Raw genomic sequence first — 24120 nt, 5'->3', positions numbered from 1 at the left:
GGTGCACTCACGACGCGATCGCCGGCCAGCGACCTTCAACCACGGCCTCCGGATTGCTGTGGCGGAGGTATTCCTGAAAGCTTTCCGCCTGCCGGAGAGCCCAGGTCATCTGGAACTCGTGCAGGTCCGGGGCAGTCCTGCGCAGTTGTGGGAACCGCTCTGCCAGGACCGCTCCCACGCCGAGAGTCGCCAGGACATCGGCGGCCGAGGTGTGCGCGTTCTCCAGTGGGACACCGTAGTGCGCGCACATGGCAGTGAGCGTCCTCTTTCCGGGCCGGTACCGGTCTGCGTGCTTGTCCATCACATACGGGTCCAGTACCGGAAACGGGTCGGGAGTGTGAACGCCATGCCGCAGACCCTCACGTGCGAGGACCGTGAAGTCATAGCGGGCGTTGAAAGCGAGCACGGGAATTCTTTCGCGGAAGAATCCGCTGAGGACGCCGGCAATCTGGCTCACCACGTTGGCAGCAGGGGACCCGCATGCCTGCGCCGTCCGGGTGGCAATTCCATGAACGGCGGTGGCCTCGGCCGGTATGTCCACACCGGGGTTGGCCAGCCACTCATGCTGCTCCAGAACTGCGCCGTGTCCATCGACGAGGATGACAGAGGCGGTCACGATACGTGCTGTGAGCGGATCGCGGCCGGTCGTTTCAAGATCGAAGGCCGCCCGGGGAAACATGTGCCAACTGTTCATGGCTCAGACGCTATCCGCGGGCTCTGACAATTCCGTTTCTGCTGTCCATGGACACCGGGGCACGTCCCGGCTGCCGTGTGCTTGTCGATAGTCTGGGTTGGTGCACGAGAAGGGTCTGGACTATGAAGAGGCGGTTCTGGGCGTCGTCAGCATGATCCCTCCAGGAAAGGTGCTGACGTATGGCGATATCGCCGAGATTCTTGAGAAGGGCGGCCCGCGTCAGGTCGGATCGGTCATGTCGCGGGGCAGTGCCGATCTGCCGTGGTGGCGCGTTCTCCGTGCCGACGGCAGGCCGCCGCTCGGATTGGAAGCTACCGCCGTCGGGCACTATATCGACGAATCGACGGCGCTGCGCCCCGTGGCCGGACGCAGTCAAGGGGTTGGCGGTTCCACTGGGCGCAGGGTCGATCTGCAGAAGTCCCGGTGGAACCCTGAGCCGGCTGAGCAGGCCTCACTTCAGCGCATCCACGCCGCCTTTCACGCTGGCGTTCACGCTGGCGAAGGCGGTTTGTCCGGATTGTCGGGGCCGGATGATGGGGTGTAACCATGAGTAGCTTCCCGCGCGCCGCCACCGCTTTCATGCCCCCCGCTGAGCTGCGGTTGCCCGCAAACGCTGCGGAGGCCATGCCGGGCCCGACCCTCAGCGCGGAACAACAGCATGTGCTCGCCCTGGGGACGGGAGCAGGTCCCGTGCTGGTCCTTGGTGGTCCGGGAACCGGCAAGACGCAGTTGCTGGTTGAGACAGCGGTCAGCCGGGTTCTTGACTCAGGTGTGGAACCTCACCGGATCCTCATCATGGCGCCCACCAGGCTGGCAGCATCACGCCTTCGGGATGAAATGACGTCCCGGCTGGACCGCAGTGTGAGCGCGCCGCCGGCGCGCACCTGGTCGTCCTATGCGTTCGATCTCATCCGGCGGGCCCGTGTGGAAGGGTTGCTGCCGGAGTTGACTCGTGCCCCCCGACTGCTCTCCGGCGCGGAACAGGACCTGATTATCAAGGAACTCCTTGAGGGCCACCGCCTGTCGGGTCAGCTGGAGGCCCGATGGCCGGATGGGTTGCGGCTCGCACTCGGAACCAGGGGGTTCAGGCAGGAAATCAGGGAGCTCTTCGACCGTGTCAGCGAGTATAGCCTGCACGCCGATGAACTGGCTGACCTCGGGCGCAGGTTCGATCGCCCTGAATGGGTCGCCGCAGCGGCCCTCTATAGCGAGTACCGGGACGTCCTGGACCTCCGGATGCCGGAAGCGTTTGATCCCGCCGGAATCCTGACCGCCGCTCGGGGCATCCTCGAGACCAATCCCGGGTTCTGTGCCGAGGAACGCAGCAAATACTCCCTCATCCTGATCGATGACTATCAGGAATCCAACACTGCCATGCACGCGCTGTGCGGCGTTCTTGCCGAGGGGAAAGACTCGCTGATCACCTCCTGCCCCGACACCGCAGTCCAGGGTTTTCGTGGTGCGCGTCCCGAGCTTGCCGCACGGTTGCACGAGGTGCTCGGTGGTGTCCACACCGTGCAGCTGACCACCTCCCACCGCCTGTCGGGGATACTGGCATCGGGCTGGGCATCGGTTGCTGCGAGGACGCCTGTGGGCGGCACACCGGTGGGCTACCGCAGGCTCATGGCACCGGGTCGGGTTCCTTCAGCCGAGGCTGCGGAGGCCGCTGACAATCCAGCAGGCGGATCGCTCTCCGTTCACGTGGTTGACTCAGGATTCCACGAGCAGCGCTACGTTGCGCAGCGAATCCTGGAAGCACACGTGGAAGACGAGCGGAGCTTTGACCAGATCGCCGTCATCACGAGGACGGGCACGCAGGTTGCAGAGCTTCAGCGATACCTCGCCAGCCAGGACATCCCGGTCAGTGTCCCGCCGGCCGAGCGCGCTATCCGCGATGAACCGGCCGTCCGGCCCTTACTGGATATCCTTGCCGCCGTGACGGGCGTGAGGCAGCTTGACGCCGAATTAGCCGTTTCACTCATGACGTCCCGGATCGGCGGGGCTGGGCCGCTCGAGATTCGCCGCCTGCGCCAGCTGCTCAGGCAGGAGGAACGGCTGGAAGGGGGAGTAAGGGACTCTGACCAGCTGATTGTCGATCTCCTGAGTGAGTCTTCGCTCGATGACCCCAGGGCGCAGCTCCGCCCCGCCCGCCGGCTTCATGCGATGCTGAGTGCTGGCCGTGAGGCGCTGCAGGATGAGGCAAGCACGCCGGAAACAGTGCTGTGGGCTGTGTGGTCCGCTTCCAGGCTCTCCTCCCGGTGGGAAGAGGCAGCAGTCCAACAGGGAGTCTCAGCCGCACGCGCGGACCGCGATCTTGATGCCGTCGTCGCACTGTTTCAGACGGCCGAGCGCTACGTTGACCAAATGCCCGGGGCACCCACAACCGGTTTCCTGGAGTACCTGCTGAGCCAGGAGCTCCCGATGGACACGCTCGCAGCACGGGCACAGAAGGGTGCCGCCGTCGCGGTCATGACACCGGCCGCTGCAGCCGGGCGCCAATGGCCGGTAGTGATCGTGGCTGGAGTGCAGGAGGGGGTATGGCCCAACCTGCGGATCAGGGGGGAGCTGCTTGGCTCCGGGGATCTGGTGGCGCTCCTGGAACACGGTCGGAATTTCCGGTACCACCGTGATCCGCTTTCCCTCATGCAGTTGACGCGGGCCGACGAGCTGCGAAGTTTCTCAGCAGCGATCAGCCGTGCATCCGAGGAGCTGGTCTGCGTTGCAGTTTCATCGGAAGATCAGCAGCCCTCTTCCTTCCTCGATATCCTCGACCCGCTGCCGCCGGGCACGTATGAGCGCCCGCGTACGGAGGTGAAGCGTCCATTGACCCTGCGTGCGCTGGTTGCAGAGCTGCGGAAGTACGCCCAGCAGCCTGAACGTCATGCCGGCACCGCTTTGGAAGCCGTCCGGCACCTCGGACAAATGATGCTGCACGAGCCGCGGGTTCCCGGCGCAGATCCCGCGCAGTGGTGGGGCCTGGCGGGGCTCTCCTCCGTGGAACCGGTCATTCCCCTTGATGCCGTCATACCCGTCTCGCCTTCGAAGGTGGAAGCGGTACTGGCCTCGCCTTTGAATTGGTTTGTCTCGGCGGCGGGAGGGGAAAGGCCCACTGACTTCGCCAGGTCACTGGGAACGCTCGTCCACTCCATCGCACAGGACATGCCGGACGCCACGGGAAATCAGTATGTCGCGGAACTGGTCCGTCGCTGGCCCACCCTTGGAATGAAGGATACCTGGGAGACCAAAGCGGACCTGCGGCGTGCTGAGGACATGGTGAGGAAGCTGGGCGCGTACCTCGTGGAGATGAGGAAGTCCGGCCGCTCACTGGCCGGCACCGAGGTGAGCTTCAAGGTTGACCTTCCCGTTATGGTTGACGGCGTCGAGCGGCAGGCTCGCCTCCGCGGCCAGGTCGACCGCCTTGAGATCACTCATGACGGCGGCCTTTACATTGTGGATCTCAAGACAGGTAAGAACGCTCCGAAGGACCCCGATGTGCCGGCCCACCCGCAGCTTGCCGCGTACCAGGTCGCCGCCGCTGCAGGCGGGCTCAGCGCGTCTGACAACCCTGATATGGCTCCAGAACCCGCGGGCACGCGGGCGCTGGGAGGAGCCGCGCTCGTACATCTGGGCACAGGTGCCAAGTCTCCCAAGGTGCAGGACCAACCCGCTCTAGGACCAGAGGACACCTGGCCCCACGAGATGATTGAGCAGGCTGCCGGCCTGATGTCGGCAGCCGAATTCGATACCGTCCATGATCCGAGCCGGTCAGCTTACGGGGGAGGCGGATGCCGGCTCCCGGAAATCTGCCCGCTGTGCGTTGAGGGAAGGCAGGTCACCGAATGAGCCTGGAAACGGCACGCCACGGTGCGGCGGACACTGCAGCGGCGGACACTGCGCCGGCGGATACTGCGCCGGTGTTCTCTGCGGAAGCACTGGCGCAGCTGCTCGCAGGCGAGGCCGGTGCGGACATCCTTTACCCAACCGAAGAGCAGCGGCGCATCATCGAAGCGCCGCTGCAGCCGCTGCTGGTTATCGCCGGCGCAGGGTCGGGGAAGACCAAGACCATGGCCGACCGCGTGGTGTGGCTCGTCGCGAACGGTCTGGCCAGGCCGGATCAGATCCTTGGCGTTACCTTCACCCGGAAGGCTGCCGGCGAGCTTGCTGCCCGTATCCGGCAGCAACTCCAGGCGTTGTACCAAGCTCAGGGAGAGCGAGCTCTCCAATCAGGAGAGGACCGGCTGGAACCCACCATTTCGACCTATCACTCCTACGCGAACGGAATCGTGCAGGACTACGGTCTACGCCTCGGTGTTGAGCGCGATGCCGTCATGCTTGGCACAGCACAGTCCTGGCAGCTGGCCGGCAGGATCGTTGAATCCTACCGGGGGCCGTGGGAGCACCTGTCAGCGGCGAGGACAACGCTGACGGGAGCTGTTCTCACCATGGCTTCGGAGTGTGCCGAACACCTCGTTGATCCTGCGGCAGTAAGGATGGCGCTGCTCGAACAGATTGACTCAGTAGCAGCCCGTCCCTACCTGCTCGGAAAACCAAAACCGGCCACGCAGGGTGCACGGGATCTGTTGAATAAACTGCGAACCCGTGTCACTGTCACTGAACTGGTGGAACAGTACGCAGCAGCGAAACATCAGGGCGGGCAGCTTGACTACGGTGACCTCGTGTCGCTGGCCGCCCGCATCGTCAGCGAAGTGCCGCAGGCCGTCGATGCTGAACGGCAGAAATACGCGGTTGTCCTCCTCGATGAGTTCCAGGACACCTCGCACGCACAGATGGTTCTTTTCGCCAGGTTGTTCGGTGACGGTCGGGCGGTGACAGCTGTGGGAGATCCGCACCAGTCCATCTACGGGTTCCGCGGAGCCTCGGCCGGTCAGCTGGGGACGTTCAGGTCGCGGTTCCCGGTGCACACCGGCACTGGGCTGGAGCCTGCGCCCATGGTCAATCTTTCGGTGGCGTGGCGGAACTCCACCAGCATCCTTGCGGCAGCCAATGCAGTGGCTGATCCGCTCAACGTCCCGCCTCCATGGCTGGGCCCACAGCACCAGCTCAAGGTTCCCGCCTTGGTGGCGAGGCCGAAGGCACCGCTGGGAGAGGTGTATGTTGCGCGCTACCGCAGCGAAAGCGCTGCTGCTTCGCAGGACCCGTCCGCACCGGACAATCCGCAGGCCACCGAGGCTGCTGCGTTGAGCCGCATTATTGAGGCGCAGCGGCGGCGGTACTTCGACCTGAACGACGACGGCAAGCCGCTGCGCCCCACCATCGCCGTTCTCTGCCGCGGGCGGCGGCAATTCGAGCCGTTACGCCAGGAATTGCAATCGCTGGGCATACCGGTCCAGGTCGTCGGACTGGGAGGACTTCTCCGCACGCCGGAGATCATCGAGATTCTCTCCGTGCTGCGGGTCCTCGGGGATCCTGAACGGTCCGATGCCATGCTGCGGCTCCTCGCCGGAGCACGCTGGCGCCTCGGCAGCGCTGACCTGTCGGCTCTCGGTGACTGGGCACGACAACTGGCTTACGATCGGGACCTGCGGATGAGCCAGCTCCGGGCGGACACCGCGAAGCAACACGGGTCGAAAGGCACCGCACCCCAGGGCGATGTTCCGGGTGCGGCTGAAGCTGGGCCTGAGCAGCCGCCCTTGCCAGCGGAAGACGCGGAGCCGGCCAGCCTCGTTGACGCCGTCGACCACCTTCCACCAGCCCGCTGGGTCTCGGGCGGCGGGCGCAGTCTTTCGGAAACGGGAAGGGAGCGTCTGATACTCCTGCGGGACGAACTGCGCGGGCTGCGTCAGTCAGTGGGAGATGACCTTCATACCCTTATCGGTGAGATCGAGCAGACACTCCTGCTGGATATCGAGCTGGCAGCCAAGCCCGGAGTGAGCGTGCATGAGGCCAGGCGCAATCTCGACGCCTTCGTAGACGCCGTCAGCGGGTTCGTCTCGACGTCGGACCGAATCGACCTTCAGGCCTTCCTTGCCTGGCTGGAAGCCGCTGACGCTGAAGAGGACGGATTGCCTGTCACCGCACTGGAGACAAGCAGGGAGGCAGTCCAGCTGCTCACAGTGCACGCTGCCAAAGGCCTCGAATGGGACGTGGTGCTGGTGCCGGGCATGAATGAGGGCTCGTTTCCCAGCGGAACCGGATCGCGCTGGAGTTCCGGGGACGCTTCGGTGCCGTGGCCGCTGCGCGGTGACGCCGCCGAGCTGCCGCAATGGGACTGGGACCAGCCCGACCAGAAGTCCTGGCTCGACAGCGAGAAACTCTTCGCTGAGGACGCCCTGACCCACACCGAACGCGAGGAACGGCGGCTCGCCTACGTGGCACTCACACGTGCCCGTCACGTTCTGGTCTGTTCGTCGTCGGCATGGGGAGGAGGGCGGTCCAAACCGACGGCGCCGTCTCGCTATCTCGAACGGCTTCGGGAGCTCGCGACGGCCGGCGAGCCGGGCTACCGGGAACTGGCATGGATCGAAGACGGTGCAGTGGGTGCTGACAATCCTGCCCGTGCGCAAAGCGACAGGGCGGCCTGGCCCATCGACCCGCTTCGCCAGCGCCGCGGTGTCATGGAACAGGCCGCCGCGGCCGTTCGGGCAGCCGCGGATGAACTGCGCCACCGTCCCGGCCCTGGACTGGGTGCCGGAAGTACCGACTCGCCGGGACGCTGGAACGAGGAGGTCCGCAAGGCACTCGTGCGGCAGCAGCACAGGTCTGTCTCCCCACCGGTTGAACTTCCCACCCACATCTCGGCTTCCCTGATGGTCGAGCTCACCGAGGACAGCACCGCCGTCGCACGGCGGCTGCGACGGCCTGTGCCACGGCGACCGGGTGCTGCAGCCCGGCGCGGCACGGCGTTCCATGCCTGGATCGAGGAATTTTACGGAACAACGGGAATGCTTGATCTGGGGGAGTTCCCAGGCGCCGCCGACTCCTTCGTGGACGACGGACTGAGGCTCGAGCAGCTCACCGAAACATTCCGGAAGTCGACCTGGGCGCAGCGGGTCCCGTACGGCATCGAAGTGCCCGTGGAAACACGCGTTGGGTCAGTCGTTGTCCGCGGCCGGATTGACGCGGTCTTTCAGGACGACGACGGCACCTGGGACCTCATCGACTGGAAGACCGGGCGGCCGCCCGCCCCGGTGGACCGGGAAGCGAAAGCAATCCAGCTGGCCGTGTACCGGCTGGCATGGTCACGTCTGATGAACGTCCCGCTCTCTGGTGTTCGGGCAGCGTTCTACTACGCAGCGGAAGACCAGCTGGTTCGGCCACACGACCTCGCCGACAGCGAGGCATTAAAAGGCATTGTGCGAAGGGCCACGGGAATGGACCCTGGCGGTTAGGGGCGCGGAATGACGGGAAGGGCGGACGTTTCGAGATTCTCCTGGTCCTGGGGGTCCGCAATCACAGCTTCGTCTCCCTCTTCTGTGGAGTCGTCATCTTCACCCCTGGCAGCCAAAGCTGCTTCCTCGGCGGCGAGGTCAGCTGAGAGTGAGCCCATCATCTCTTCGGCTTCGCTGATCATGCCGTCGTCCCCGAGGGCAAGTCCGCGAACCATCCACTGCGCCAGGGCAAATTCGGCTGCCAGTGCGGCGCGGCGCAAGAGGTGTTCGTCCGCTGCATCCGGACGGGAGCTCACATAGGCCTCGTGCACCTCGTCGGCGAACCGGGTGTCCTGCGTTGCGGAAAGCCAGGCGAAGTCATCCGCGGGGTCTCCGACGGAAAGGTCCGTCCACCCCGTCACCGCACAGACCCGGCCTGCTGCAAGGAGCAGGTTGTCTTCATGGATATCGCCGTGAATCACGGTGGGATTGAACCGCCAGAGTGAGACATCCTCCAGCGCGTGCTCCCACCGGCGCAGCAGATCCGACGGGATCCTGCCGGTGGTAGCGGCCTGATCCAGCTCGTTGAGCCGGCGCTGCCGCACTTCGTTCGCTTCATAGGCAGGCAGATCGGCTTCGCTGACGAGCGTCCTCGGCAGTTCATGAACGGCAGCGATCGCCCGGCCGATTTCCCGGGCGAGTTCACGACCACCCGCCGCGAGCTCGTCAAGAGAGCGCGTTGATCCTTCAATGTGGGAGTAAACGAAGGTGCGAAGGTCGCCGAGCCTCACGGTGCCCGCAACGTGGGGAATGAGGAACGGGAGTTCCGCACGGACAGCGGGCGTGAATGCGCGCAGTACCTGCAGCTCCGTCTCCAGCCGCATGCTGGCCTCGGCGTGCCGTGGTGCACGGACGCGCCACTGCTTGCCGGCGTCATCGATCAGCAGGGCTGACTCGAAGTCGGCCGGATCGTCGGGGGCGCTGGAGACGCCGGTCGGGGCGAGACCCGGCACGGCCGCGCTGGCAAGGGCCGCAAGTTCCATCGGTGAGCGTTTCACACCATCAACCGTAAGCGCGCGAGGGCTCCGGCTCGAATGTCCCGCAACGGCGAGTCGCCGCTCACTCCCACTATTCCTCCAGAAAAGCCCTTTGGAATGTATTTTTGTGGGTGCGGGACCGTACCGTAGAAATATGACCCACGCCGTCGGCATGCAGCCAGCCGGAATCGCAAGCCTCCCTCCACTCGGATCCCTGCCACTGGCACGTGGCACGGCGGACCGCGGCTCAACCTTCCGCATCACCCCGGATCTCTTCGATAAGTTATGGGACCGGCCGGATACCCGCATCCTGCACCTTGCCCGCAAGCGCGCTCCTGTTCGCAACGGCAGGCTGGTCCTGAGCCCTGCTGCGGAAGTGGAGCGCCCGAAAAACGCTGTCTACCTGGGCAGCACGGTGGAAACAACGGTTGATATGGCGGCGGGCACACACGTTGTGCTGGTGGAGCATGAAGACGTTCAGCCCGCGCTCGCGGCTGACGAGGACTGGGTCGGATTACGGGACGCCGCGGCGGGTCTGCCGGCGCAGGAATCCGGGTTGTTCGTGGAGGCAGTGGCCATCTCCAACTGGCACGCCACCCATACTCACTGCCCCCGCTGCGGGCACCCCACAGAACCTATCGACGGCGGTTGGGTGAGGCGGTGCTCTGCGGATGAAAGCCTGCACTACCCCCGCACTGATCCGGCCATCATTGTCACGGTGACGGACGAGGAAGACCGGCTGCTGCTTGGCTCCTCCGCTGCATGGCCCGAGAACCGGTTCTCAACGCTCGCAGGGTTTGTTGAACCCGGGGAATCGCTGGAGGCGGCAGTTGTGCGTGAGGTCGAGGAAGAATCAGGAATAGTGGTCCACTCGCCCACCTACCTCGGCTCACAGCCCTGGCCGTTCCCTGCGTCGTTGATGCTTGGGTTCACGGCGAAGGCAGCACATGCACTTCCCGTGCCTGACGGCGTCGAGATCAGGGACGTGCGCTGGTTCAGCAGGGAAGAATTGTTCACCGGTCTGAAGGAGGAGCGGTTGTCCGTGGCATCCGGTGCTTCCATTGCACGCGCACTCATCGAACACTGGTACGGCGGTCCCCTGGAGGAAGAGCCGTCCGCCGGGAGACCATAGTGGACGGTTCGGTCGAAGAAAAGATCCTCGCCGGCCTTGACGAAGAACAACGGGCCGTGGCCTCCCAACTGAGCGGCCCGCTGTGCGTTCTCGCAGGAGCCGGAACAGGCAAGACACGCGCCATCACGCACCGCATCGCCTACGGGGTGCACACAGGCGTGTATAAGCCCCAGCAGGTCCTTGCAGTGACCTTCACCGCGAGGGCTGCCGCCGAGATGCGCACCCGTCTCCGCGATCTCGGAGCGCAGGGAGTTCAGGCACGCACCTTTCACGCCGCAGCACTTCGGCAGTTGCAGTACTTCTGGCCCCAGGCTGTCGGCGGAACCCTGCCGGCGCTTGTCGATCACAAGGCACAACTCATCGCCGAAGCCTCGCGGCGGTTGAGGTTGAGCACGGACCGCGCCACAATCCGCGATCTTGCTGCTGAGATCGAGTGGGCCAAAGTATCCATGCTCACACCGGATACCTATGTCGAGTCCGCGAACGGCCGGGCGGAACCGGCAGGCATGGATGCCACAACCGTGGCCCGCCTGTTCAGTGCCTACGAAGACCTCAAAGTGGACCGCAACGTCATCGACTTCGAGGACGTGCTGCTTATCACCGTCGGCATCCTGCAGGAAGACCCGAAGGTGGCAGCAACAGTGCGCGCGCAATACCGTCACTTCGTGGTGGACGAATACCAGGACGTTTCGCCGCTTCAACAGCGGCTCCTCGATCTGTGGCTGGGCGAGCGAGAAGAGCTCTGTGTCGTCGGCGATGCCAGCCAGACCATCTACTCGTTCACCGGTGCCACCAGCGCGCACCTCCTGAATTTCACCGGCAGGTACAAGCAGGCAGAGGTCATCAAGCTCGTTCGCGACTACCGCTCCACACCACAGGTCGTCAACCTCGCCAACTCTCTGCTCGCGGCGCGCACGGCGGAAGCTGGTCGCCGTGGCGGGACGGGCACGTGGGCCACGCCGCTTCAACTCATTGCACAGCGCCCGCCCGGCCCAACCCCCACCTTCACGGAATGCAGCGATGACGAGGCTGAGGCTGCGGACGTCACCCGCCGGATCGCCCGCCTGCTCAGCGACGGTGTGCCCGCAAGCGAAATCGCGATCCTCTACCGGACCAACGGCCAGTCCGGCTCCTATGAGCAGGCGCTCGCCGCCGCGGGAATCGGCTACCAGCTTCGGGGGGCCGAGCGGTTCTTCGCCCGGCGGGAAGTGCGCGACAGCCTGCTGCAGCTGCGTGCTGCAGCCCGCGCAGCAACAGATGACGACGTCCCCCAGCTGGTACGCGATGTCCTTGCGTCCCTCGGATACACCCGCGAAGCGCCGCAGAGCTCGGGCGCGGTGCGGGAGAAGTGGGAATCACTCGCTGCGCTGGTATCCCTTGCCGACGAGCTTCACCAGGCCCGCTCCGCGCAGGGCTTCACGCTGCAGGATTTTGTCGCCGAGCTCGAAGAGCGGGCAGCCGCTCAACACGCTCCCACCGTTCAGGGTGTGACGCTTGCATCGCTTCACTCGGCGAAGGGCCTTGAGTGGGATTCGGTGTTCCTTGTGGGGTTGAGCGAGGGGTTGATGCCGATCTCCTTCGCAGATACTCCTGATGGGGTCGATGAGGAACGCCGCCTCCTCTATGTCGGTATCACACGGGCGCGCAAGCACCTCGGCCTGTCCTGGTCCACGTCCCGTACCCCGGGAGGCAGGGCGTCACGCAAGCCGTCCAGGTTCCTGGATGGTCTTCGTCCGGATTCCGGCGGCACGCGCTCTTTCCGGCAACCCACGCCCCGTCGTGAGCGCAAGGTATCGGCGCCCGCACACTGCCGCACGTGCGGCAAGGTGCTGGGTTCGGGTGCAGAACGAAAGATTGGGCGCTGCAGTGAGTGCCCGGCGAACTACAGCGAGGAGACGTTTGAGGCACTACGGGAATGGCGTCTGCACGCCGCGCGTGAAACAGACGTCCCTGCCTTTGTCGTCTTCACAGATGCAACGCTGGTAGCCATCGCAGAAGCCCGCCCCGACTCACTGGAGAAGCTCGCGCAACTCGCGGGGGTGGGGCCGGCCAAATTGGACCGCTACGGAGAGTCGGTGCTGAGTGTCCTTGCACAAAGGGCCTAGCGGCCCTCACGGTCGGCGGGAACCTGGCGTGAGGCCCGTCAGCGCCTCGGATTCCGAACCTTATCCGGTGGAAGTGCGCCGCTCGGCCCGTCGCCGCAGAACCGTCAGCGTGGACCTTCGCGACGGCGTGGCGGTCGTTTCGATTCCAGCCACTTTCACCGCAGGACAGGAAAAGCAGTGGGTTGAAAGGATGGTAGCCAAGCTGCACGCGAAGTCCATCCAGCCCACACACTCGGACACCGGACTGGGCGAGCGCGCTGCAGAGCTGTCGGCTCGATTCCTGGGAGGACGTGGAGCGCCCAACAGCATCCGGTGGGTGACCAATCAGAATTCGCGGTGGGGATCGGCCACGCCCGTAGCCCGCGCCATTCGACTGTCCCACAAACTGCAGGGAATGCCGGACTGGGTCGTGGACTACGTGATCCTGCATGAGATGGCTCACCTGATCGAGCCCTCGCACAACGCGACCTTCTGGGCCCTTTTGAAGAGCTACCCACACACAGAAACCGCCAAGGCATTTCTGCTGGGCGCCGCTTACGCGGCGGATCACGGCCTCAGCGGACGTTAGCGCCCACTATCGAAACTGACCAGAACCGATGGAAGGGCTGACGGCAGGCACTCTGATCACTCAGCGGGCATCGTCGCCCTTGCCTGTCGGGCCGTTATCGCCGTCCTCTGCGTCAGGCCCGTCTGTCGGGCCGGTATCGCCGTCAGTCCCGTCCGTCGTTGTCGGTTCTTCACCCCCCGGGGACTCAAACCCGCCAGCCAACAGCTTCTCGAGCGCTGCATCGACGTCAGCGTCGGCGGATTCGGCCAGTTGGCGCCGCTTGCTGAAACCTGCTGGATCATCGAGGTCTTCCGGCGTTGGCAGCAAATCCGGGTGCTGCCAGATCGCATCCCGCCCGTCGATTCCGCGCTCCTGACGCACCTGGTCCCACAGTGCTGCGGCGTCGCGGAGCCGTCGGGGACGCAGTTCCAGGCCGACAAGCGACGCAAAGGCGTTTTCCGCCGGCCCCCCTGTGGCCCGGCGGCGCCGAACCACTTCGCGCAGCGCGATCGATGAATCGAGATTGGCGGTAGCGGCTGCGGTGAGTTCATCGACCCAGCCTTCAACGAGCGCGAGCGTCGTTTCCAGGCGGGCGAGCGCAGTATCCTGTGCAGGTGTGCGCTCGGGCATGAAAACACCCTCGGACAGCGCACTCTGCAGTGACTCGGGGTTCGACGGGTCGATGTCCCGGGCGACTTCCTCGATCTTCGACATGTCGATATGGATGCCGCGCGCATAGCTCTCGATCGCCCCGAGAAGGTGCCCGGTCAGCCATGGCACCTGCGTGAAAAGCCGGACGTGGGCGGCTTCCCGGACGGCAAGGAACAGCCGAACGTCATACTCGGAGATGTCCAGGCCCTGTCCGAACGCGGCGACGTTGGCAGGAAGGAGCGCCATGCTGTTCTCCGCCAGCGGTATGCCGATGTCCGTCGAACTCACGACATCGCGGGACAATGCGCCGACGGCCTGCCCCAACTGCATGCCGAACATGGCGCCGCCCATGTTCTGAAGCATTGACGTGGCTCCGCCCATCATGGACTTCATCTCTTCCGGCATCTGTTCGGTGATCGCGTTGGAGAGGGCGAGAGCGATGCTGGTGGCCACGGGTTCAGTCAGCCGCTTCCAGGTTGCCATTGTTGCCTCGACCCACTCCGCACGGGACCACGCCCTGCCAAGGAGCGCGGTGGACGGGAAATCGGTCACTGGATCCAGCCACATCTCAGCGAGCCGCAACGCATCGTCGACCTCGCGCTGGTCCTTGCTGCCCACCGACGGGTCACCTCCGGTCGCAGCGGCGCGCCGAGCCTGATCCCTGGCCATCGTCCAGTTCACGGGTCCTTCAGACTGCGCGGAGAACATGGCCTGGACCTGCTGCATCATCATCGCCATGGCCTGGGGATCATTGGGCAGCCCGGCTGCCTTGGCAATCTCCTGCGGGTTCATGCCCTGCATGTTGCCGCCCATCAAGCGTTCGAGCATCTCGGAAAGCGGATCCTTGGGAGTGTCGTCGTCGTTGTTCGACGGATTGGAGCTCATCGATACCACCGGTCCTTGGTCGAAACTTGGTCGGATTGTGCTCATATGGTGCTTCATCGAAGCAAACCGTGGGGCTTGCAGTTGCCATAGCCGGCCGAAGCAATGGTCAGTCGGGACCTCAAACGTTACCGGCAGGCCCCAGACTTGTCCCGCACGCCCTGCATGAGTTCGCTCTAGGCAAAGCGCATTCACGCGGATGCGATGAGCGCATGGCGGGCTTGTACGCTTGGGATGTGATGCCCTGTCACCCCGCGCGCCGGGGTGAACTGCGGCGCCCTCAATAATTTAAAGGTGAAACCGTTGACCCAGCCGCTTTCCCAGGACATCAGCCGGCCAAAGCACGACGCCGTGAAAAGGGACCCCCGCTTTACCGTCATGTCGGTATCGGGGCTGCTCGCGCTGGGCCTCGGAGCGGCCGCTGTCCTGTTACCGTCTCCCTACGTTGTCGAGTCGCCCGGTCCCACCTTCAACACCATCGGTCAGATCAACGGGGAACCGCTGATCACCGTCGAAGGCAGGGAAACCTATCCGACCGACGGGGCACTGGATCTGACAACCGTTTTCGTGGCTGGAGGCCCAGGGCAGACCATCAGCGTTTTCGACGCCTTCCGCGCCTGGGCGGATCCTGCGCAGGCGGTCACGCCCCGCGAATTGGTCTACCCGCCGGACGTCTCGGAGTCTGACATTGAGGAGCAGAACGCCGAGGCGATGACATCCTCGCAGGAATCTGCAGTGGCGGCCGCGCTTGCCCACCTTGAGATCCCCTACGGGGAAACGCTCTCGGTCGTAGGCTTCGCGCCGGATTCGGCTGCTGAAGGCATCCTTGAGGAAGGCGACCAACTCACCCGTATCGATGGCGAGACGATCGAGTCGCTGGAGCCGTTGAAGGAAGCGTTGAATGCGGCGGCCGGAGAAGGCGTTGAGATCACGGTGACGCGGAACGGTGCAACGGTGGTGGAGTCCGTGGAGCCCCTGCTGGGGGAGTCCGGAGACTATCAGCTCGGTGTTTTCCTGATGTCCGAGTTCCAGTTCCCGTTTGAGGTGGACATCGCCCTGAACAATGTCGGCGGTCCGTCAGCCGGAACGATGTTCGCTCTCGGGATCGTCGACACGCTGACGGAGGGGCAGCTCACCGGCGGGAGGCACTTCGCCGGAACCGGAACGATTGACTCATCCGGCGCCGTCGGCCCCATCGGAGGGATCCGCCAGAAGCTGGCCGGCGCGCGTGACGCGGGTGCCGAGGTATTTCTCGCGCCGGCGGCAAACTGCACTGAAGTAGTCGGCCATATTCCGGACGGTCTTCGGGTGGTCCGTGTCGAAACCCTCGAGGACGCGGTCACGGCTGTCCGGACGCTGGGAGAAGGGAATGACGACGGCGCGCAGCTCGCAACGTGTGAGGACCCCGCCTAACAGGCAAGGTCAGATTGGACACGATTGAGAAACGATTCCGGGGTACTACCGTCCGGGCGGAACTGAATTGTGTGGGCCGGACGTGCACAGGGCAGAATAAACAACAGTGAACCGTGCGCCACTGCGCACTAGCACTCCCGTACCCCCAAGGATGAGGTAATAGTGACATCCGGACCTGACCGGCCGTTCGGCAGCAGACCAAGCCAGCCGTCTTCCTCCCCACCCCGGCGGCGTGGACCGCTGGTACCGACCCTGATCGTTCTCGGTCTGCTCGTCGTCGGCTTCGTGTATTTCTCCCAGGTTTATGCCGATGTGCTCTGGTACAACCAGCTGGGCTTCCTCGAGGTGTTCGTCACCGAGAACCTCTCGCGGATCGGCCTGTTCGTGGCGGCCTTCCTGCTCATGGGTGCCAGCGTCTACTTCAGCCTGCGCATCGCCTACCGTTCACGGCCCATCTACGCTCCTGACAGCAGTGTCCAGGACAATCTGAACCGCTATCAGGCCCAGCTTGAACCGATCCGCAGACTCCTCATGATCGGCATCCCCGTCGTGCTGGGCGCATTCGCCGGAACGGCAGCGTCGTCACAGTGGGAACGGATGCTCCTGTTCTTCAATTCGGAGCCTTTCGGAGAAACCGATCCGGAGTTCGGGCTGGACATCGGGTTTTACGTCTTCACCCTGCCGTTCCTGAGCTTCCTGCTCGGGTTCCTGGTGAGCGTCATCGTCATCAGCGCTATTGCCGGCGTGCTTACGCACTATCTGTACGGAGGCATCCGCCTTGAGGAGAAGGGGCTCTTCACAAGCAAGGCCGCCCGGACGCACATCGCGGTCCTGGCTGCCCTCTTCCTGATCCTGCAGGGCGTCAATTACTGGCTGGACCGGTATTCCACCGTCATCAGCAGCGACGGCAAATGGGCCGGAGCGCTGTACACCGATGTCAACGCCGTCATCCCCACCAAAGCGATCCTCGCCGCGGCCGCTGTCATCGTCGCGGTCCTCTTCATTGTTTCCGCCGTGATCGGCCGGTGGCGCCTGCCCGTGATCGGCACGGCCATGCTGGTCATCACGGCCATTCTCGCGGGCGGCGTGTATCCCTGGGTCATCCAGCGCTTCCAGGTTGTTCCGTCGGAGTTCAGCCGTGAAGAGCCGTTCATCGAGCGCAACATGGAGATGACGCGCGCGGCCTACGGCCTGGATGAAGTGCAGGTCAATGACTATGGGGTGGACGAAGTTCCTCAGGAGGGAGCGTTGAACGAAGACGGCGAGACCACGGCCAACATCCGGTTGCTGGACCCCAACCTTGTGAGCGACGCGTTCAGCCAGCTCCAGCAGTTCCGCCAGTACTACCAGTTCCCCGAGATCCTGAACGTTGACCGCTATGAGATCGACGGTGAGATCGAGGACACCGTTATTGCAGTACGTGAGCTGAACACGGCCGGCGTACCCGATGGCTGGATCAACGAGCACGTCTACTACACGCACGGCTACGGTGTCGTGGCAGCGGCCGGTTCAACGGTGGAACCCGACGGACGCCCCGAGTTCATCCAGTCAGGCATCCCGTCCACAGGCCTGCTGGGGGATGAGAGCACGTTCGAGCCGCGTATTTACTTCGGTGAGGAATCACCGGAATACTCGATCGTCGGTGCTCCCGACGGCGCCACACCACTTGAAATCGACCGCCCCCAGACAGAGGAATCCGACCAGGAAGCGCGGAGCACGTTTGTCGGCGACGGCGGACCGCAGGTGGGCAACTTCTTCAACCGACTGGTGTACGCACTGAAGTTCCAGTCCACGGACCTGCTCCTGTCGGACCAGGTAACGGGTGAATCCCAGATCCTGTATGACCGTGATCCGGTTGACCGTGTGGAGAAGGTTGCCCCGTACCTCACACTGGACAGCAACACCTACCCGGCCATCGTTGACGGCCGCGTCAAGTGGATTATCGACGGTTACACGACTACGTCCGACTACCCGTACTCGACCCAGCAGGAACTGCAGTCAGCCACCGTCGATTCCCTCACCGCGGAAGGAGTCGCCACCGCCCTGCCTGCTGAGCAGGTCAACTACATCCGGAACGCTGTCAAGGCTACGGTCGACGCCTATGACGGCTCGGTGGACCTGTATGCCTGGGATGATCAGGACCCGATCCTGAAGGCGTGGCAGAAGGTGTATCCGACGTCACTGCAACCGTTCAGCGAAATGTCAGCTGATCTCATGGCGCATGTGCGGTACCCGGAGGATCTTTTCAAGGTCCAGCGCGAGCTGCTTGCCCGTTACCATGTGATGGAAACCCAGCCCTTCTACAGCAACAACCAGGCCTGGGCGGTGCCGGATGATCCGACGCTGGAAGAAGGCGAACAGGACGTCAAGCAGCCCCCGTTCTACCTCTCACTCCAGATGCCCGACCAGGAGTCGGCAAGCTTCTCGCTCACCACTCCGTTCATTCCTTTTGTGCCGGAGGGCCAGGAGTCGCGCAATATCCTCTATGGATTCCTCGCGGCGGACGGTGACGCCGGTACCGGTGAGCCCGGTGTCAAGGCGGAAACCTACGGGACTCTGCGGCTACTCGATTCGTCCGGTCAGGACTCGGCTGTGGGACCGGGTCAGGCGGCGAACCTGTTCAACTCGGATACCGAGGTTTCGCAGGAGCTGAACCTGCTGCGCCAGGGCGCCTCCGAAGTGATCAGCGGTAACCTCCTCACGCTGCCCATCGGCGGCGGCATCGCCTATGTGCAGCCGGTGTACGTGCAGTCCTCGGGCGACTCATCCTTCCCCGTCCTGCGGCGTGTACTGGTGAGCTTCGGGGAACAGGTCGGCTTTGCGCCTACCCTGGACGAAGCGCTTGACCAGGTGTTCCAGGGAGATTCCGGCGCAGTAACCGGAGACAGCGAGAATGTCGGCGAGACCCCTGATGACCCGGCCGCGCCGCCGGCATCCGAGGAACCGACCGCGGAGCCCACCGAAGCGCCCACCACCCCGGTGGAACCGGGCACTGGCGATCCGGCAGCAGATCTGCGCGCGGCACTGGAGGAAGCCAACGCGGCGATCCAGGAAGGGCAGACCGCCCTCGCGGAGGGAGACTTCGCAGTCTACGGCGAGGCACAGGAGCGGCTCGACCAGGCACTGCAGCGCGCACTGGATGCCGAGACGCGTCTCTCTGAAGCGTCTGGAGGAGCCACCGAATAAGGCAACCGGGTCCCGATTTGGGATCCACCCCCGCGGCGGGTAGAGTAGGTATTACGCCGCGGGGTGGAGCAGTTCGGTAGCTCGCTGGGCTCATAACCCAGAGGTCGCAAGTTCAAATCTTGCCCCCGCAACAAGATGACGAAGGTCCCGAAAGCCAGGCTTCCGGGACCTTCGTCATTCCCGCATTGCTGTCGCCTTTTGCGCATGCAGCTCACCTAAACTGTGTTCATGATCGATCAGGGCGCGGTGGGCGGGGACAAGGAGCGGGGGGAGACAGCGCTCCAGCGTGTTGACCGGAACTGGCTCGAAATACTGCAGGAACTTCGTGTCCTCCAGACCGGTATCCAGATCCTCACCGGCTTCCTGCTCACACTCCCGTTCCAGTCCCGCTTCACGGAACTGGATTCATTTCAGATCGCGGTATACCTCGTGCTCGTCGTGTTGTCCGCTCTCATCACGGCACTGCTGCTCGGCACGGTGATCCTGCACCGAACCTTTTTCCGATTGCGCATCAAAGAGGCACTGGTGCGCCATGCGCACCGGATCCTGCGTACCACGATGGTCCTCGTGGCCCTCGTCCTGGTCGGTACAACCGGTCTGATTTTCGACATCGTGCTGGACCGGACAGCGGGAACCGTGAGCGCAATCGGTCTCTCCGTGACCATCCTCGCGCTGTGGGTCGCTGTGCCGCAGGTGCTCAAACGACGGTCGATGAAGGCGGTCAGTCGCGGCGAAGGTCCTGATATGCGCTGAGCGCCCGGTCCCGCGAGGCTTTCAGATCCAGCAGCGGAGCGGGATAACCGGCAGGTAATTCCGTCCACGGTTCGTGGACATTCTGCGCGGCGCGCAACTCCGGAACCCATCGACGAAGGTAACCGCCGTCGGAGTCAAACTTCTTGCTCTGGGTGACCGGGTTGAAGATCCGGAAGTAGGGTGCGGCGTCGGCTCCTGAGCCGGCCACCCACTGCCAGTTCGCTGCGTTGTTCGCCGGATCCGCATCGACCAGCGTGTCCCAGAACCACTGCTCGCCCACACGCCAGTCCACCATCATGTTCTTCACCAGGAATGAGCCGACCGCCATGCGCACCCGGTTGTGCATCCAGCCGGTATCCCAGAGCTGGCGCATTCCTGCATCGATCAAGGGGAACCCCGTGCGCCCGTAGTGCCAGGCGTCAAGTTCGTCGGGGTCCGGCTGCTGCCAGGGAAAGGCATTGAACTGCGGCCGGTAGTTTTCCGTCGCCAGCTGGGGCTGGTGGTACAGCAGCTGCCAGCAGAACTCGCGCCAGCCGAGTTCCTGTGTGAAGACAGTGAGATCTCCCGAGGTGGTGGATGTGGATCCGGCATGCGCGAACTGCCACACCTGAAATGGACTGATCTCGCCGAACCGAAGGTGCGGAGAGAGGCGGCTGGTTCCTTCGACGTCAGGCAGCTGCCGGGCTTCGGCGTATCCGTCAACGGTGTCGGTTACGAAGCGTTTGAGGAGCGCCTGCCCTGTCTGTTCTCCGGGCGTCCAGGTCTGTCTGAGGCCGCCCGCCCAGTCAACCGGGCCAGGCAAGAGGTGCCACTCGTCCAGGTCCTCTGAGTCGATTCCTGGACCGCTCAGCACAGGCGGCACATCGAGGGGCTCCCGCGGTGCCGGCCGATTCCGGCATGCCCGCCAGAAGGGGGTGAAGACTTTGTACGGGGAGCCGCTCCCAGTAGTCACTTCCCAGGGTTCGAACAGCAGGTTCGCCTGAAAGCTGTGCACCTGGTACCCCTCATCACCGAGAGAAGCCTTGAGAGCGGCGTCGATGTTCCTCTCGGCGAGCACATACCGGCGATTCCAGAAGACCGCATCCGCTCCGCACTCTGTGAGGAGCTGGGGGATGACATCTGCTGCGCGACCTGATCGGAACACCAGCGGAATCCCCCGCTCCTGAAGGGCGCGCTGGAGCGCTGACAGCGAGTGATGGAGCCACCAACGGCTGGCACTGCCCAAGGGCCGAATACCCTCACTCACCTCATCACGCACATAACAGACGACGACGTCGCCTCGCTCGGCAGCAGCGTGCAGGGCAGGATTGTCGGCGATGCGCAGGTCGTCGCGGAGCCACACCAGAGTCAGGGCCATAGGGCCAATCTACCGGCGCTCTGCTGCGGCCGACGAGCCGTTAACGGGAACGGCGGCGGTCCGAAGCCTGAACCGCCGCCGTATCGCCAGTGCTGAATCAGTACTTGGGGCTGTCCTCGCCCTGCTCAATGGCAGAGGGGGCACTGGCGCCGGAGCCACCTGACTTCAGTGCGGCGAGGCGCGCCTCAATCTCACTCTGTTCGCCGAGGTCCTCGAGACTTTCGAACTGTGAGTCGAGGCTTGAGTTTGCCAATTCCGCCTGGCCGAGAACGCGGGCCTCCTCCCGGCGGATCTTCTCCTCGAAGCGCCCCACCTCGCTGGTCGGATCCATGAAGTCGATGCTCTTCATCGCATCATGCACCTGCGCCTGTGCTGCCGCTGTGCGCGAGCGCGCAATGAGTTCATCGCGCTTGCTGGTCAGTTCGTTGAGCTTGCCCTTCATCTGGTTCAGCCCGGTCTTGAGCTTTTCGACGATCTCGGTCTGCGATGCGATGGTGGGCTCAGCGCCCTTAGCCTCGTTCTCTGCAGTGATCTGACGCTGGATGGCGACCTTGGCCAAATTGTCGAACTTCTCCGCATCCGGGGCGTCGCCCGAGGTACGGTACTCGTCAGCTTTCTTCGATGCCGCCAGCGCCTTGTTGCCCCAGTTGCGGGCGTTCTCGCGGTCCTCGTTGTAGTCCTCCTGCAGCATGCGCAGGTTGCCGATGGTTTGCGCTACTGCGCTCTCGGCTTCGGCGATGCTGTTCGAATAGTCGCGGACCATCTGGTCGAGCATCTTCTGCGGGTCTTCCGCCTGATCCAGCATCGCGTTGATGTTGGCCTTCGCCAGTGTCGCGATACGTCCGAAAATTGATTGCTTTACCATTGGATACCTTTCGATCTTCCTGAGTAGTTCACTGCCTGTTGAGGTCGCTCACCTAAAAATCTCCGAAGCCGCCCCCGAAGTCACCGAATCCGCCGCCGCCGGCATCGAAACCACCGAATCCGCCGCCGCCGAACATTCCGGCATCGCCACCTCCGCTGAATCCGCCACCGCCGCCGCCGAAGAGTCCGCCGCCGTGTCCGCCGCCGTTGAGAATGGACCCGATCAAAATGCCGCCGAGCAGGGCGCCGCCCATGCCGTCCCCACGGCCGCCGAACATACCGCCGCCCCCGAAGCCGCCCATACGTCCACCGAAGCCATCCACATCACTTTGCGCGATCTGGCCGGCCTGCTCGGCAAGCGCGACAGCCTGCTGGGCATGGGAGAGCGCCGTCACCGGGTCATCGGTCTGGACGCCCATCGCATACTCAAGGTTGCGCTCCGCCTCCGCCAACCGGGTCCGGGCTTCGCTGCCCACACCCCCGCGGCGGGCGCGAATGTAGTCCGCCGTTCCGGAAATCCGTGACTGGGCGGCCATGATGGTGTGCTGCAGGCTTTCCCGTGCCCTGCGGGTCTGTTCGGCGTGGTCTCGGACACCACCGATCGCGGAGTCCAGTTGCGTGTGCGCTGTCTCGACTCGCTGAAGGAGCACGACGGGGTCGATTTTGCCCGACGCGATCTCCCGCTTCACCGATTCCAGCGCCGCTGTTGTGCCCGCTACGGGACCGGCGAGTTCGGGATTGGAACCGGCAGCAACCATGGCCTGCGCCTGCGCGACGTCCTGGGCCGTATCCGAAACAGCTTGTTCCATTTCACGTTCGGCAGTGTCCAGTTCCGTGGCGCGGCGATCGATGGCTTCCAGCAGGACCTTGGTCTGGTGGCCGCCTTCTTCGGCGGCGCGGACGGCGACGACGGCGGCACCGGTGTTGCCCTCGGACAGATGCCTTTGTGCCGTGGAAGCGGCATTGTCGACGAATTGCAGCCGTTCACGCGCCTGGACCACGTTGTCCTCGATCTGCGAGGTTGCCGAGGCAGCGTACCGCCCCTGGAGCTCCCGCAAAGTCCGTTCAGCCGCGTTCAACCGGGTCTTGACATCGCCCGCGGAGGCCTGTGCCTCTGCCAGGGCCTGCGGGGCGTTGCGTTCAAGCATTCGCAGGGCATCGAAGTCCGCCTTGTGTTCCTGCAGGCTGGCGTTAACCGACTCACAGCGGCGGATGATGTCGCCAAGCCATTTACGCTGATCCTCTTCAGTATCCGGGATGTGGTCATCAAGCTGCTGCTGAAGTTTAAACGACTCGCTCATATGGGCCTTTGCCGCCGTGATGTCCGCGGCGAACGGCTTGACTGCCTCATCGCCGTACTGGGCCTGAGCGAAGCCGACTTCCTGTTCACTCGACTTGATCGCGTCGTCGGCGGCTATCAGCAGGCTTCCTGCACGAAGCCGCAGGTCTTCCACGCTCAGTGAAGCCAACGGATCCAGCACCTGACCGTCGGCACCCCGGCCCGGTCCGAACTCGATCTCCGACGGGTGCTGGTTCTGCTCCTGAGCGACCGGCTTCCGGCGCTTGGACCGGAGATAGAAGTACCCGCCCACACCAGCGAGAACCAGCAGCCCTCCGATGAAGAGGACTGAACCTCCACCACCGTCAGCGGACGTTTCAGCAGCACTGACGGTTCCGCCGTCGAGAACCTGCGCGATGGCTGTGGTGGCCGCGATCGCAGCGCCGTCCCAGTCGCCGTCGGACAGTTCCGGAAGAACCACGGAGTCGTTGATCTCTCTTTCCTGATCGCCGATCGGACTTGAATCGTCCGCAACCAGCCCGGCACGTTCCTGCTCCAAGCCAACCACCATGATCGCGTCGGTAGGGCCGAAGTCGCTGGCTGCTGCGGATTCTTGCGCCCATTGTTCAGCGTCCGACGGGTTGGTGAAGGAGTCAACGTAGGCGACATGGAGCGTGTAGCCGTGCTCAGCCTGCAGCTGCCCGATCGACTGTTCCACCTCCTGCTGCTCAGTGTCAGAGAGGACATCGGCCTGGTCAACCACCGTCTCCGAGCTGAAGTCAACCGGATCCACGGCCCAGGCGGGAGCGGCAGCCACAGGGCTCAACAGGGCGAATGCCCCAACACCCGCGGCGGCGCAGATGCGTGCAATGCTCGACTTCATTCGCAACCC

15 protein-coding genes and 1 tRNA gene are annotated in these 24120 nt (G+C 64.1%); 10 read left to right on the top strand and 6 right to left on the bottom strand.

Going from position 1 to position 24120, the window contains the following annotated elements; all coding sequences use genetic code 11:
- Positions 1-7: 7 nt before the first annotated feature.
- Positions 8-694: a 3'-5' exonuclease gene (locus tag JOD47_RS01800; RefSeq protein ID WP_204531387.1), complete on the bottom strand. Its 687-nt coding sequence runs from the start codon at positions 692-694 to the stop codon at positions 8-10.
- Between the two features lie 100 nt (positions 695-794).
- Between JOD47_RS01800 and JOD47_RS01795 the strand changes: the two genes are divergently transcribed.
- From JOD47_RS01795 to JOD47_RS01785, 3 genes are read left to right on the top strand one after another with little or no spacing between them, the layout of a single operon-like run.
- Positions 795-1238 (top strand): MGMT family protein, encoded by a 444-nt coding sequence (locus JOD47_RS01795; protein ID WP_307836172.1) that lies wholly within the window; start codon positions 795-797, stop codon positions 1236-1238.
- Positions 1239-1240: 2 nt separating this feature from the next.
- Positions 1241-4537: an ATP-dependent helicase gene (locus JOD47_RS01790; RefSeq protein WP_239547973.1), complete on the top strand. Its 3297-nt coding sequence runs from the start codon at positions 1241-1243 to the stop codon at positions 4535-4537.
- Positions 4534-8043 (top strand): ATP-dependent helicase, encoded by a 3510-nt coding sequence (locus JOD47_RS01785; RefSeq protein WP_204531385.1) that lies wholly within the window; start codon positions 4534-4536, stop codon positions 8041-8043. The genes JOD47_RS01790 and JOD47_RS01785 overlap by 4 nt, the downstream gene beginning before the upstream one ends.
- On the opposite strand, the gene JOD47_RS01780 is transcribed toward JOD47_RS01785, so the two are convergent.
- Positions 8040-9080, bottom strand: coding sequence for a phosphotransferase (locus JOD47_RS01780; RefSeq protein WP_204531383.1), 1041 nt, complete (start codon positions 9078-9080; stop codon positions 8040-8042). The genes JOD47_RS01785 and JOD47_RS01780 overlap by 4 nt on opposite strands.
- A gap of 133 nt (positions 9081-9213) precedes the next feature.
- Here JOD47_RS01780 and nudC point away from each other — a divergent pair, with 133 nt between their 5' ends.
- Genes nudC through JOD47_RS01765 form a run of 3 tightly spaced genes read left to right on the top strand, consistent with a single transcriptional unit; the run spans position 9214 to position 12864 of the window.
- On the top strand, positions 9214-10191 hold the full coding sequence (gene nudC / locus JOD47_RS01775) for an NAD(+) diphosphatase (RefSeq protein ID WP_239547972.1): 978 nt from the start codon (positions 9214-9216) through the stop codon (positions 10189-10191).
- Entirely contained in the window at positions 10191-12296 is a 2106-nt protein-coding gene (locus JOD47_RS01770; protein WP_204531381.1) for an ATP-dependent DNA helicase UvrD2, read from the top strand. The genes nudC and JOD47_RS01770 overlap by 1 nt, the downstream gene beginning before the upstream one ends.
- Before the next feature lie 28 nt (positions 12297-12324).
- Positions 12325-12864: a M48 metallopeptidase family protein gene (locus JOD47_RS01765; RefSeq protein ID WP_204531379.1), complete on the top strand. Its 540-nt coding sequence runs from the start codon at positions 12325-12327 to the stop codon at positions 12862-12864.
- A 60-nt stretch (positions 12865-12924) separates the two neighbouring features.
- On the opposite strand, the gene JOD47_RS01760 is transcribed toward JOD47_RS01765, so the two are convergent.
- Positions 12925-14379 carry a zinc-dependent metalloprotease gene (locus JOD47_RS01760; protein WP_204531377.1) on the bottom strand — a complete coding sequence of 485 codons (1455 nt, stop codon included), beginning with the start codon at positions 14377-14379 and terminating at the stop codon, positions 12925-12927.
- Positions 14380-14670: 291 nt separating this feature from the next.
- Between JOD47_RS01760 and JOD47_RS01755 the strand changes: the two genes are divergently transcribed.
- The 4 genes from JOD47_RS01755 (at position 14671) to JOD47_RS01740 (ending at position 19728) form a co-directional block, all read left to right on the top strand.
- Positions 14671-15789 carry a YlbL family protein gene (locus JOD47_RS01755; RefSeq protein ID WP_307836171.1) on the top strand — a complete coding sequence of 373 codons (1119 nt, stop codon included), beginning with the start codon at positions 14671-14673 and terminating at the stop codon, positions 15787-15789.
- 162 nt (positions 15790-15951) lie between these two features.
- Positions 15952-18975, top strand: coding sequence for a UPF0182 family membrane protein (locus tag JOD47_RS01750; RefSeq protein WP_372432779.1), 3024 nt, complete (start codon positions 15952-15954; stop codon positions 18973-18975).
- A gap of 57 nt (positions 18976-19032) precedes the next feature.
- A tRNA-Met gene (locus JOD47_RS01745) sits at positions 19033-19106 on the top strand.
- A 97-nt stretch (positions 19107-19203) separates the two neighbouring features.
- Positions 19204-19728: a DUF6328 family protein gene (locus JOD47_RS01740; RefSeq protein WP_204531375.1), complete on the top strand. Its 525-nt coding sequence runs from the start codon at positions 19204-19206 to the stop codon at positions 19726-19728.
- Here the strand turns inward: JOD47_RS01740 and JOD47_RS01735 are convergent.
- The 3 genes from JOD47_RS01735 to JOD47_RS01725 form a co-directional block, all read right to left on the bottom strand.
- Positions 19697-21085 (bottom strand): cryptochrome/photolyase family protein, encoded by a 1389-nt coding sequence (locus JOD47_RS01735; RefSeq protein WP_204531373.1) that lies wholly within the window; start codon positions 21083-21085, stop codon positions 19697-19699. The genes JOD47_RS01740 and JOD47_RS01735 overlap by 32 nt on opposite strands.
- 97 nt (positions 21086-21182) lie before the next feature.
- Positions 21183-21950: a PspA/IM30 family protein gene (locus JOD47_RS01730; protein ID WP_204531371.1), complete on the bottom strand. Its 768-nt coding sequence runs from the start codon at positions 21948-21950 to the stop codon at positions 21183-21185.
- Positions 21951-22002: 52 nt separating this feature from the next.
- A complete protein-coding gene (locus JOD47_RS01725) occupies positions 22003-24111 on the bottom strand; it encodes a TPM domain-containing protein (RefSeq protein WP_204531370.1) in 2109 nt (702 codons plus the stop codon).
- Positions 24112-24120: the final 9 nt, after the last annotated feature.

The sequence above is a fragment of the Arthrobacter tumbae genome (assembly GCF_016907495.1).
GTDB lineage: Bacteria > Actinomycetota > Actinomycetes > Actinomycetales > Micrococcaceae > Arthrobacter_D > Arthrobacter_D tumbae.
The sequence above is the reverse complement of the archived record's forward strand: the minus strand, read 5'-3'. Positions and strand labels throughout refer to the sequence as shown.

Bases quoted from the DNA above. Each gene is read 5' to 3' on its own strand.
- JOD47_RS01730 (WP_204531371.1), bottom strand. From the start codon at position 21,950: ATGGTAAAGCAATCAATTTTCGGACGTATCGCGACACTGGCGAAGGCC.
- JOD47_RS01800 (WP_204531387.1), bottom strand. From the start codon at position 694: ATGAACAGTTGGCACATGTTTCCCCGGGCGGCCTTCGATCTTGAAACG.
- nudC (WP_239547972.1), top strand. From the start codon at position 9,214: ATGACCCACGCCGTCGGCATGCAGCCAGCCGGAATCGCAAGCCTCCCT.
- JOD47_RS01790 (WP_239547973.1), top strand. From the start codon at position 1,241: ATGAGTAGCTTCCCGCGCGCCGCCACCGCTTTCATGCCCCCCGCTGAG.
- JOD47_RS01740 (WP_204531375.1), top strand. From the start codon at position 19,204: ATGATCGATCAGGGCGCGGTGGGCGGGGACAAGGAGCGGGGGGAGACA.
- JOD47_RS01725 (WP_204531370.1), bottom strand. From the start codon at position 24,111: ATGAAGTCGAGCATTGCACGCATCTGCGCCGCCGCGGGTGTTGGGGCA.
- JOD47_RS01735 (WP_204531373.1), bottom strand. From the start codon at position 21,085: ATGGCCCTGACTCTGGTGTGGCTCCGCGACGACCTGCGCATCGCCGAC.
- JOD47_RS01785 (WP_204531385.1), top strand. From the start codon at position 4,534: ATGAGCCTGGAAACGGCACGCCACGGTGCGGCGGACACTGCAGCGGCG.
- JOD47_RS01760 (WP_204531377.1), bottom strand. From the start codon at position 14,379: ATGAGCTCCAATCCGTCGAACAACGACGACGACACTCCCAAGGATCCG.